This window comes from Geobacter metallireducens GS-15 (assembly GCF_000012925.1).
Taxonomy (GTDB): Bacteria; Desulfobacterota; Desulfuromonadia; order Geobacterales; family Geobacteraceae; genus Geobacter; species Geobacter metallireducens.
This window is the reverse complement of record NC_007517.1, coordinates 3,747,426-3,759,016: the sequence shown is the minus strand read 5'-3', so window position 1 is coordinate 3,759,016 and position 11,591 is coordinate 3,747,426. Positions and strand designations below refer to the sequence as shown.

The following is an 11,591-nucleotide window of genomic DNA, read 5'->3' as shown; positions in this document are numbered from 1 at the left end:
GGAGGGAACCTAGATGGAAACAATTGCAATTCCTGCCATTAACTTCGCACCAATAATGCCAGAGGTCATACTTTCGATCTTTGCGATGGTGCTGCTCCTTGTAAACGTATTCGTTCCGAGTGAGCACAAGGCCTATCTGGGATATTTGAGTCTCGTAGGCGTCATTGTCGCCGGATTCACGCTCATTGGTGGATGGGGGGTACCTCTCTCGGCGTTCAATGATTCTGTTGTTCAGGATAACTTCTCTATATTTTTCAAGGGCATTTTCCTCCTCACGGTTGCGATGAGCATTCTTATCTCGGATCAATATTTCAAGCGTGAAGAATGCAATCTCGGGGAACTTTACCCACTGCTTCTCTTTGCCACGGTTGGTATGATGCTTATGGCGTCTGGTACGGATTTGATGACTATTTTTCTTGGTCTCGAAGTGCTCTCCGTATCTCTGTATATTTTGGCAGGCTTTAACAGGGCCAATGTTAAGTCGAATGAAGCTGGCCTCAAGTACTTTCTTCTTGGCGCGTTTTCAACTGGATTCCTCCTGTACGGAATGGCCCTCACCTACGGCGCTACCGGCACTACGCGCGTAGTGAAGATTGCTGAGTATGTGTCGCAAAACGGAGTCGTGGCGCAGAATCCTATGTTTGTGATCGGAATGCTGCTGATGGCGGTAGGCTTTTCCTTCAAGATCGCCGCTGCTCCGTTCCATATGTGGACTCCGGATGTCTACGAGGGTGCTCCGACTCCAATGACCGCTTTCATGTCAGCGGGGCCGAAGGCAGCCGGTTTCGCAGCATTTATGCGCGTTGTTATTATTGCTTTCCCTTCGCTTAAGGCTGACTGGTCCGATCTCCTCTGGATTCTTGCCGTTCTTACCATGACCATTGGTAACCTGATTGCTCTCAATCAGGACAATATCAAGAGGATGCTCGCATACTCATCGATTGCGCACGCTGGGTATGCTCTGGTCGGTTTTGCCGCCGGAAATGCAGAGGGGACGGCAGGCATTCTCTTCTACATGCTTTCCTATGCTTTTATGAATATAGGGGCCTTTGCCATTATCGTTCTTGTTGGCAAGAAGGGCGAAGCAAACAATAATGTTATGGATTACGCAGGGTTCGGAACTAAGCACCCGGTGCTGGCCCTGGCAATGGCAGTCTTCCTCTTCTCGCTGGCTGGCATACCGCCGACTGCTGGTTTTATCGGTAAGTTCTACCTCTTCTCTGGCGCCATAAAGGCTGGGTATGTATGGCTTGCCATCATCGGGGTACTGAATAGTGCCGCGTCGGTATATTACTATCTCCGTGTGATGGTTTATATGTATATGAAGGATCCTGTTGAAGAGTTTGACTGGATGAAGCTTACTCCGGCAGTTGCCATCTGCATTATTATTGCTGTGGTTGGTGTCCTGTTGCCAGGAGTTGTTCCAGCGTTTCTCCTCAACCTTGCACAGCAGGCAGTTCTCCTTTAACTAGAAGTAAGTAATAGGCTTTTCCCTCAGGGCTCCTTTATATGAAGGAGCCCTTTTGTATTTTGTAAGAAGAATCGGCATGGCACGGAATAACTGGGTGTTCGACGTGACGATTTCGAGCCCTGAAGTTACGCTTGCCCACGATGCTACATGGATAGTGTAAAGAGTTTTTCGCTTTTTTGTTTTTGGCAGTGCCTTCGGTAAGTTAGATTGCCTCAGCCTCTTCGAGTTGTTGGTTTAACTCCTGTTCTCTGAGAAGATCGATATTGAGGTAGCGTTTCGTACCCCATTGGGTTCCGGCAATGTGACGCAGCCGCGCAGCGCAGAGCATCAATGCTGAATTCCCGTCGGGGAAAGCGCCAACGACTTTGGTTCGTCGTCGGATCTCTTTCATGATCCTCTCAAGGGCGTTATTCGTCCGGATGCGGATGCGATGCTCGCGGGGAAAGTCATAGTAGGACAGGGTTTCGGTAATAGATTCCTGAACCTTCTTGGCCGCTTCCTTGAGTTTCATCGCTTCCAGCTTGGCAAAGACAGCCTCGGCCTTTTCCAGGGCCGCCTTCTTGTCTTCCGACGCATGGATCGCCTTGAGCATGGCCGCTACTTCCGCCATCCGTTTGGCCGGCACAACGCTGAAGACATTGCGGTAGAAATGAACCGTGCAGCGCTGCCATTTGGTTTTCGGATAGAACTCGGCCAGGGACTCCACCAGCCCCATGCAGGCGTCGGTGATGAACAGCCGCACGCCCGTGAGGCCAAGTGGCGCAGAAAGCTCGACCAGCCGGCCTTGTCCTCCTTGGCCCCTTCGCAGACGCCGAGGATCTTGCGATATCCCTGATCGTTGACGCCTATGGCCACCAGTACCGACACGTTGGTCACTTCGCCGCCCCAGGAGCGCTTGAGCACGATGCCGTCCAGATAGACATAGGGAAACTCCCCTTTGATGGGACGGTTACGCCACTCCTCGATCTTGGCGTAGACCTTCTTGTTGAGGTTGCTGATGGTGCCGGGACTGACCTTGGTTCCCCACAAGGTTTCGGTAATGTCTTCGACGCGCCGGACCGAAACACCGGCCAGGTACATCTCAATCAGCGCCTCTTCCACCGAGGCTTCACGCCGGCGGTAGCGCTCGATGATGGCCGTTTCAAAGGTCTGTCGCCGCAGCTTCGGCATGTTCAAGGTCACTTCTCCGGCCTTGGTCTGGAGCTTTCGCTGGTAATGGCCAGCCCGGGTATCGGTTCGAGCATCGTTGCGCTGATACTTCTCGGCGGTGCATAGACGATCCGCCTCGGCATCGAGCATCCGGTTCAGGGTCTCTTCCACCGTACTACGGACCATTTCTCCGAGGTGGTCGCGGACGGCAGTTTCATTCAGTTGGATGATTTGAGCCTTTGGGGTACAATGTTCTTCCACGGCAGTGTGCTCCTTTCGGGTCGAATTTTCGTTTGGCGACGCAATTCTAACCGATTCGAGGCACTGCCGTGCTTCGTTTTAAAAAAGCGAAAGATATTTTACGTTATCGCTACATGCCGTTCGATCAAAGATCCGTGGTGGAGATAGCCGCAAGTCTTGGACTCAGGCGCCGAAACAAGACTTATGAACCCCTCCCGGCAACGCTAGTCAGGTTGCTGCCGAAATGCCGACAGAGCAAACCTTGACGGTTTTATTGAGGCATGGAATCAAGCTTTTTGCGGAGGAAAACGCCAACCACTGTTGAGCATAGTTCCAACCGACTGCAGCCTCCTGCCGGCTGGTGGCTTGTGGCCAGCGCTTGTGAATGGATTTGCTGCTTGCTACTGTTATGGACATCTCGGGTGGAAACATCTCGTCGGAGGGTAGTAATTCAGGCGCTTGCGGAAAGAAATGGAACGGGAGAGAAAACTCGGATAAGGACGTCGTGCGAGGGTTCTAGCCAATTACTGCCTGTAGGGCTTCATTGATCTTCTCTATGTCAACCTTGGTGTTGAAGCAAGGTCCGAAGGGGCGGTCGTTCAGAACTCCGATGACCGGCAGGGGGTAGCAGTCTTTGATACCGGAAGTCAGGTCACGCTCGCAGGCAACTGCCAGAACGAGTTTGGGACGTTTCTCTATGATGACCTTCCGTGCCAGAGTTCCCCCTGTGGCCACGGAGATATCTATTGAGTATTTTTCGGCCAGTTCTGCCAGTCCCATGATATCGCAGCGGCCGCACCGGACGCATTTGTTGATGTTGCCGGTCACCTTGATCTCGCATTCGAAAAGCTGGAGACAGTGAGGCAGGAGTATCAAGACTCGGTCGGGTTTTACCCGGCGACGCTGGGAGAGAACCAGACTGTTATTCATGGCAATGAACGACTGGCGGATGGTGTCAATGGAGATGCCGAACGTGCGACCGATCAGTTCAATGGCCGGAAGAAGAAACTTGATGACAACACCGCGCAGAAAACGGGTGAAAAGGATATCCTTGCCGAGCGCCGAGGTCAGCACGAGCACAAGGGTGCCAAGGAGGGCTAGTAGGGACAGGCCACCAAAAACTATTCCGGCGATGCGAGGGAGGCTTGGGTGGATGTTCGCCAAGCCGGTCGTGGGAATCCACCAGAGAAGGTAGATTGCGCCGACAATCAGGAGACAAGTGACCCCCATGAGCACAATGAAAAGACGTTTTTTAGGAGTATTGTCAGGCATTTTAATGACCGAGCCGAATCCCTGGCTCCAGACGGCAACCTGCTAGGAAATCTTGAGCCGATAGCCGTTTCCTTCCTTCCAGTTGCAGTTCCTCGATTCGGAGGCTACCTGACCCGCAGCCGACGATGATCCCGTCTTTTCCGACAGCCATGATATCTCCGGGCTTGCCGCATTCAGTGGCCACCGACACCTTGTACAGCTTCAGTGTCTTGCCGTCCAGCGTGGTATACGCTCCGGGCCACGGAGTGAAGCCGCGAACGAGGTTTTTAATTTGCTGCGGCTCCTGCTTCCAGTCGATAAGGCCGTCTTCCTTCTTCAGCATCGGAGCGTAGCAGGTAAGAGCGTCATCCTGCTTTTCGCGAGTAAGGGTGCCTACCTGGAGTCTGTCCAGGGTCTCGTCGATGGTTTCAGCCCCAAGGAGGGAGAGGCGGTCGTGGAGCGACTGGGCGTCCTCGTCCGGGCCAATGGAGATGGACCGTTTGACAAGCATATCCCCCGTGTCGAGACCCGCATCCATCTGCATGGTGGTTATGCCGGTCTCGGTCTCGCCGTTGATGAGGCACCAGTTAATGGGAGCGGCCCCCCGGTAGCGTGGAAGGAGTGAGGCGTGAATGTTGATGCAGCCATGCCGAGGGATTTCGAGGAGGCTCTGGGGGAGAATCTGGCCGAAGGCGACCACCACAATCAGGTCAGGATTCAGTTCCCTGATCTGTGCGACAACCTCGGGCGCACGGACTTTCTGGGGCTGCAGGACCGGAATGCCATGCTCCTCGGCAATGACCTTCACGGGAGGCGGCACCAGTTTCTGGCCACGACCCTTGGGGCGGTCAGGTTGGGTCACGACGGCAATTACATCCTCGCCTCGCTCGATGAGTCTCGTGAGCGTGGGACAGGCGAAATCAGGGGTTCCCATGAAGATGATGCTGAGTCCGGCCATGCAGTAATCCTACCCTTCCTCAACCATGCGGCGGTATTTTTTCTTGAACATCTCCCGCTTCAGGGGAGAAAGGTGATCCACGAAGAGCATCCCTTCCAGGTGGTCTATCTCGTGCTGGAAAGCGATGGCCAGAAGCCCTTCCGCCCTATAGGTCACTTCCTCTCCATCGAGATTGAGCGCCTTAACGACAACCTTGGCGTGCCGGTGCACATTGGCGGAGTACTTGGGGACAGAGAGGCAACCCTCTTCCTCGTATGATTCCCCTTCGGTATGGACGAACACCGGGTTGATGCAGACAATCAGCTCCGGCCTTTCTTCGCGCTGAGAGACATCAATGACGATGACCCGCTGGCTTACGCCGATCTGCGGGGCGGCCAGGCCGACCCCCTGGGCGTCATACATGGTTTCGGCCATGTCGCGGACCAGTTCACGGGTCGCGTCGTTGATGACCGCAACCGGCACCGCCTTCTTTTTGAGGATCGGGTTGGGATAAGTAAGAATTGTACGCACCATGGTTCATGCACCTTCAACGATAGTTATTCGTATGAATATAGAGAGATAGGGCGAAAAAATCAAACCCTTCCTGACGGGACGGCGAAGTCACATGAGATCCACCGGGTCAACATCGATCAGGATCCGTATGCCGGAAGGAGGGGTATAGGTTCTCCGCAGACGGGCAAGGAGGCGGTGGAGCGCCGAACGTACCGGTGCCTTGAGTAGGAACTGCCACCGGTACCTCCCCCGCAGCTTCAGCAGGGGGGCGGGGGAGGGGCCGAGTATCTCGACATGTCCACCCGCTTCACGGCGCAGGGTGCGGATCTGTCCGGCAAGGCGCCTGCTCTCCTGTTCCACGGCTGATGCAGCAGTGCCGGTCAGGTAGATGGCCCCCAGGTGAACGAATGGTGGATAGCCGGTTTCCTGACGAAAGGCAAGCTCAGTCGTGTAAAACTCCTCCATGGATGCGGTTCCGGCGTGGATGAGAGCATAGTGGTCGGGATTGAGGGTCTGGATGATGACCCTCCCCGCATCCTCGCCCCGTCCGGCCCGCCCCATGAGCTGTGTCATCAGCTGATAGGTCCGTTCGGCGCTCCGGTAGTCGGGGATGTTGAGAGTTGACTCCACCGACACGATCCCCACGAGGGTGATGCCGGGGAAGTCGTGCCCTTTGGCAACCATCTGGGTGCCAATGAGGATGTCGGTCTTCCGCTCGGCCACCTTGCGCAAAATCCGTGCGTGGCCCCCTCTCCCCCGCGTTGTGTCCCGGTCCATCCGGTCGACCCGGGCTTCGGGAAAGCGTTCCCGCACAAGTTCTTCCACCTGTTCGGTGCCAAGGCCGAGGTGCGTGACCCGGGTGCTTCCGCAGTCGGGGCAGACAGAAGGGGCCGGGATGGCGTAGTCGCAGTAGTGGCAGACGTGGCGGTTCTTGCGCTGGTGATAGGTGAGGGTGACGGCGCAGTTGGGGCAGCGGAGCACGTGGCCGCACTCCTCGCAGGTGAGCCAGGTGGCAAAGCCGCGGCGGTTCAGAAAGACCAAAGTCTGCCCGCCGTTGGCCAGGTTGGCGGCCGTGGCATCGGCCAGCAGCGGGAGTATTGCATCGGCTTTTTTCCCCCGGGCATCGATAATCTCGGCATGGGGGACCGGAAGGCCATTCACCCGTTCGGGAAGGGAGAGGAGGGTGAGCTTCCCGGTCACGGCGGCATGCCACGTGGTAACCTGGGGGGTGGCGGACCCAAGGACCACTGAGGCTTTCTCCATCTTTCCCCGTACGAGGGCCAGGTCCCGTGCGTTGTAACGGAACCCCTCCGACTGCTTGTAAGAGGACTCGTGCTCCTCATCCACCACGATCATGCCGATCCGCTCCAGGGGGGCAAAGATGGCCGAACGGGCACCGATGACGATGGCCACTTCACCTCGCCTGATCCGTCGCCACTCGTCGTAGCGCTCCCCGTCGGAGAGGCCGCTGTGGAGCACCGCGATGCCGCACCGGAACCGGCGCCGGAAGCGGTTCACGAGCTGGGGGGTGAGGGCGATTTCCGGAACGAGGACCAGGGCGGTCCGTCCGGCATCCAGGAGGTGGGCGATGGTCTGGAGATAGACCTCGGTCTTGCCGCTGCCGGTGACGCCGTGGAGGAGGAAGGGGGCAAAACGCCCCGTATCGATGGCTGCGACGATGCGGTCTCGGGCCTCGGTTTGACCAGGGTTCAGGGGAAGGGGGGCGTCGGGGGTGACGGACTCCTCCCGGAACGGGTCCCGGTAGACCTCTCGCTCCTCCGTCACCACGAGGCCAAGCTCCCGGAGCCGGCGTAGCTGGGGGGCGCAGTCGGCAAAAATACCGCGCAGTTCCGCCGCCGTGGCTTTCCCTTCCTGCTGGATATGGGAGAGGATGGAGGATGCTTTTCCCCGCGGCACCTCCACAGCCGGAGGGGGTGTTGCGGGGTGGTAGACGGTCTCCGTCAGCACTCTCCTTCCCCCGGTCATGGCATCGCCGTCGGTGGAGGTGCCCCGCCGGCTCTGGACATTGATTCCGGCAGGAAGAGCCGCCTTGATCACCTCCCCCAGGGGATGGAGGTAGTAGGCAGCGGCCCAGCGGTAGATCTCCAGTTCCCGAGGCGTGAAGAGGGGAGCGTCATCCAGGACGTCTGCCACCTCCCGCAGTTCCCGTTCCTCGCCGGTCGCGAAGCCGAGGATATAGCCGGTCACCTTCCGCCGGCCGAAGGGGACCAGGACCCGCTTTCCCGGGGCGATGCGCGGCATAAGCCCTTCCGGCACCCGGTAGTGGAAGGTGGTGTCAAGGGGGAGCGGGATGGCAACCTCAATGATGTCCGTCGTGGAATGGTTCATGGGATCCGATGCTGATGGCGTTACGGGAATAATAGCAGGACGGTCCCGGGGGAACAAGGGAAAGGGAGGGGCACACTGTCTTGACTTGGGCAAGACCGGTGGGGTACCGTAGTCGAATTGTGGAAGGAGAAGGAATCCGTGGAGTTTGTGGACGAAAAGCGGTATCGGAAAATAAAGAACGGGGTCGGCCGGGCCGTCGCCGACTTCAACCTCATCGAGGAAGGGGACCGGATTGCGGTGGCGGTCTCGGGGGGGAAGGATTCCTACACTCTCCTCCATATCCTGGAGGCGCTCCGGCGCCGGGCGCCGGTGAAGTATGATCTGGTGGCGTTTACCATCGACTCTGGGTACCCCGGCTTCCGCAGCGACGTCATCGCTGCCCATCTCAAGGAGCATGGCTTCAGCCACCACGTGGAGGCCACCACCCACTACGACATCATCAAGGAAAAGCGGCGCCCCGGCTCCTCCTACTGTTCCATCTGCGCCCGGCTCAAGCGGGGCGTCCTCTACACCCTGGCTCAGCAGCACGGCTGCAACAAGCTGGCCCTGGGGCACCATCTGGACGACTTCGTGGAGACCCTCCTCCTCAACCAGTTCTTCGTGGGGACCCTCAAGGCCATGGCGCCGCGGATGCTGGCCGACAACGGCGCGACCACGGTGATCCGTCCCCTGGTCTACGTTGAGGAGCGGGAGATCATCCCCTTTGCCCGGGAGAACAGCTTTCCCGTGGTCTGCTGCTGCTGCCCGGTCTGCGGCAAGGCTGACATCCAGCGCAAGCGGATGAAGGAGCTTCTGAAGGAGTTGGAGCGGGAGAATCCCGCTGTCAAGCGGAGCCTTCTGCGGGCATTGGCCAACGTGCAGCCGCGGCACCTCCTCGACCGGGAGCTGCAGCGGGTCTGCGAGGTCCCCTGACGACAGCCTTTGCCCGGGCCGTCTCCCGCTTGGCGCTGCGGGCCGGTGCCCGGTCCCGGATCATGTCCATGATGCAGATATAGGCGCCCCAGGCCACGAGGCCGACGCCGAAGACAACGATGGGTTCCATGGTATCCTCCTTTGGTTCGATGGTGACAGGATACCGCAGTCATGCGACACAATATGTCTCAAGGAGCAACGGCGTGAGCAAGCGCTACGTGCAGCCCCTCAGGATTGCCATCCAGTGGGGATTTCTCCTCTTCATGGTCTATCTGGGCGTCAGGCTTTTCCTCTTCGTGAGCCACTTTCGCACCGGCGGGGCTGCCCCCTTCGTTCCCCGGGCCGACGGGGTCGAGGGGTTCCTCCCCATCGCCGGGCTCCTGGGGGTGAAGGACTGGGTCGAGAGCGGCGTCATCAATCCGATCCATCCGGCGTCGGTGGTGATCTTCGTCACCGTGGTGGCAGTGTCGCTGCTGCTCAAGCGCTCCTTCTGCTCCTGGATCTGCCCGGTGGGGACCCTGTCGGAGCTTTTCTGGAAGCGGGGATTCGTGCTCTTTAAACGCAATATCCGCCCCCCCCGGTGGCTGGACGTGGCGCTACGGGGGATCAAGTACCTGCTCCTCCTCTTCTTCCTCTACTCCATCCTTTGGGCCATGACGCCGGAGGCGGCCACGGCCTTCATCCATTCCGACTACAACGCGGTGGCCGACGTGCGGCTCCTGGACTTCTTCCTGCACCTGTCGGGCATCCCCCTCGCGGTGATCGCGGTGCTTCTGGTCCTGTCGCTCCCGGTGCGGAATCCCTTCTGCCGCTACCTCTGCCCCTACGGGGCGCTGTTGGGGCTTGTGTCGGTCCTCTCGCCGGTGAAGGTGACCCGGGAGAAAAAGACCTGCGTCTCCTGCGGGGTCTGCACCCAGGTCTGCCCCTCCTACATCCCGGTGATGAGCAAGGAGCGGGTCATGTCCGAGGAGTGCGTCGGCTGCTGGCGCTGCGTGAGCCACTGCCGGGCCATGGGGGCCCTGGAGATGAAGCTGGCCGGCCGGAAGGTGGCGGTGAACGCCATCCTCTTTGCCGCCCTCGTGGTGCTCATTGTTGCGGGCGGATCGCTGGTGGGGCGCGCCACGGAGAACTGGAAATCCCGGATTCCCTATGCCGAGTACATGCGGCTTCTGGGGCTGCGGTAACTAAGCGAGATTGCGAAATAGCGAGGGAGCGAGCTAGTCAAGAACTGAGATTTTACTACTTCACTACTTGCTATCTCGCTACTTCGCTCATTGACAAGAAAGGAGTATTACCCATGTCACTCACGACCGAACTCGTTGACTGGACCCATGAGCAGAAATGCCGCAAGGCGGTGGCGTCCCTGGAAAAGAACGGCTTTACCGCCGTCTACTGCGGCACCGGTCAGGAGGCCCTCGAATACATCGTGGCCGAGGCGGCCGAGGCGGAAAGCGTCGGCTTTGGCGGCTCCATGTCGGTTGACGACCTGAAGGTGATCGAACGAATCCGGGAGATGGGAAAGGAACTCCTCATTCACGGGGCGCCGGGGCTCTCCCTGGAGGAGCGGGTGACCATCATGCGGCGCCAACTCACCTGCGACCTCTTCCTTGCTGGCACCAACGCCCTTACCCTCTCCGGGTGGCTCGTGAACATCGACGCCACCGGCAACCGGGTCGGCTCCATGTTCTTCGGGCCCAGGAAGGTGATCGTCGTGGCTGGCCGGAACAAGATTGTGGACGGAGGCGTCCAGGAGGCCATCGACCGGATCAAGGAGTGGGCCTCTCCTCCCAATGCCCGGCGTCTCAACTACAAGACCCCCTGCGGCACAACCGGCTTCTGCTCCGACTGCAACTCCCCCGACCGGATCTGCCGCATCACCACAGTCATCGACCGCAAGCCCCGCCTCACCGACCTGCGGGTGCTGGTGGTGAACGAGGAGATGGGGTTCTAGTGGAACTCCTCCGGGCGTTTCTCGACGTCCTCTTCCCGCCCCTCTGCCACCTGTGCAAGGCGCCGGTGCCCGGGGCCGGCCCGCTCCATCTCTGCGATGCCTGCCTTGGGGCCATGACCCCCATCACCTCCCCCCTCTGCCCGGTCTGCGGCGTACCTCACCGGACCGAGGGGGGGATCGACCACCTTTGCGGTTCCTGTATGCTCACCCCGCCTCCCTTCGACGGGGTCCGGGGGGCGCTCCTCTTCGACGGCCCTCTCCAGGAGTTGATCCACCGTCACAAGTACGGCCACAAGGTCCACCTGCGCCGCCCCCTGGCCCTCCTTGCCATTCGGCATCTCACCCCCTTTGTCCAATCCGTCGCCCCCGATGTAATCATTCCCGTCCCTCTCCACCGTTCGCGTCTGCGGGAGCGGGGGTTCAACCAGGCGGTTCTCGTGGGTGCCGTCCTGTCCCGCGAGTGGCGCCTGCCGCTCCTGCGGCACACCCTCCGTCGTGTCCGTCCCACCGTTGCCCAGGTGACCCTTTCCGCCCGGGAGCGCCGGGCCAACGTCCGGGGGGCCTTCGCCGTTTCCGGTCCCGCCGGCATCGCGGGAAGGCGTGTCCTCCTCATGGATGACGTTGTCACCACCGGTAGCACAGTGGCGGAGTGCGCCCGGGTGCTCAAGGATGCCGGCGCCTCGGCTGTATTCGTCATCACGGTTGCGCTGGCTCCGCCGGGGCGCTAGATCGACGGCCGCAAGAAGAGGCATGTCCGCAGTTAAGGAAATATCGTTATAGTATCGCGAATGGTCTTCGCATAAACCTACTTGGATTGC

General features: G+C 59.2%; 9 protein-coding genes and 1 pseudogene. 5 read left to right on the top strand and 5 right to left on the bottom strand.

What is annotated here, in order from left to right; genetic code table 11:
* Positions 1-13 precede the first annotated feature (13 nt).
* A complete protein-coding gene (locus GMET_RS16750) occupies positions 14-1,468 on the top strand; it encodes an NADH-quinone oxidoreductase subunit N (RefSeq protein WP_004512568.1) in 1,455 nt (484 codons plus the stop codon).
* Positions 1,469-1,673: 205 nt separating this feature from the next.
* On the opposite strand, the pseudogene GMET_RS16745 reads toward GMET_RS16750, so the two are convergent.
* From GMET_RS16745 to priA, 5 genes and pseudogenes are all read right to left on the bottom strand, one after another.
* A pseudogene (locus tag GMET_RS16745) lies at positions 1,674-2,806 on the bottom strand (IS256 family transposase).
* A 570-nt stretch (positions 2,807-3,376) separates the two neighbouring features.
* Positions 3,377-4,132 carry a DUF116 domain-containing protein gene (locus tag GMET_RS16740; protein WP_011366180.1) on the bottom strand — a complete coding sequence of 252 codons (756 nt, stop codon included), beginning with the start codon at positions 4,130-4,132 and terminating at the stop codon, positions 3,377-3,379.
* 1 nt (position 4,133) lies between these two features.
* Complete coding sequence (gene fmt / locus GMET_RS16735) at positions 4,134-5,069, bottom strand: methionyl-tRNA formyltransferase (RefSeq protein WP_004512564.1); 936 nt, start codon at positions 5,067-5,069, stop codon at positions 4,134-4,136.
* A 9-nt stretch (positions 5,070-5,078) separates the two neighbouring features.
* On the bottom strand, positions 5,079-5,582 hold the full coding sequence (gene def, locus GMET_RS16730) for a peptide deformylase (RefSeq protein ID WP_004512563.1): 504 nt from the start codon (positions 5,580-5,582) through the stop codon (positions 5,079-5,081).
* Between the two features lie 87 nt (positions 5,583-5,669).
* On the bottom strand, positions 5,670-7,910 hold the full coding sequence (gene priA, locus GMET_RS16725; RefSeq protein ID WP_004512562.1) for a replication restart helicase PriA: 2,241 nt from the start codon (positions 7,908-7,910) through the stop codon (positions 5,670-5,672).
* Positions 7,911-8,048: 138 nt separating this feature from the next.
* Here priA and ttcA point away from each other — a divergent pair, with 138 nt between their 5' ends.
* The 4 genes from ttcA (at position 8,049) to GMET_RS16705 (ending at position 11,501) form a co-directional block, all read left to right on the top strand.
* The gene (gene ttcA, locus GMET_RS16720; RefSeq protein ID WP_004512561.1) at positions 8,049-8,822 is read left to right on the top strand and encodes a tRNA 2-thiocytidine(32) synthetase TtcA; all 774 of its coding nucleotides are present in this window, start codon (positions 8,049-8,051) and stop codon (positions 8,820-8,822) included.
* A gap of 203 nt (positions 8,823-9,025) precedes the next feature.
* A complete protein-coding gene (locus GMET_RS16715) occupies positions 9,026-10,006 on the top strand; it encodes a 4Fe-4S binding protein (RefSeq protein WP_004512559.1) in 981 nt (326 codons plus the stop codon).
* Positions 10,007-10,119: 113 nt separating this feature from the next.
* Positions 10,120-10,773 carry a lactate utilization protein gene (locus GMET_RS16710; RefSeq protein WP_004512558.1) on the top strand — a complete coding sequence of 218 codons (654 nt, stop codon included), beginning with the start codon at positions 10,120-10,122 and terminating at the stop codon, positions 10,771-10,773.
* Positions 10,773-11,501, top strand: coding sequence for a ComF family protein (locus tag GMET_RS16705; RefSeq protein WP_004512557.1), 729 nt, complete (start codon positions 10,773-10,775; stop codon positions 11,499-11,501). Before GMET_RS16710 ends, GMET_RS16705 begins: the two co-directional genes overlap by 1 nt.
* The last annotated feature ends 90 nt before the right edge of the window (positions 11,502-11,591 follow it).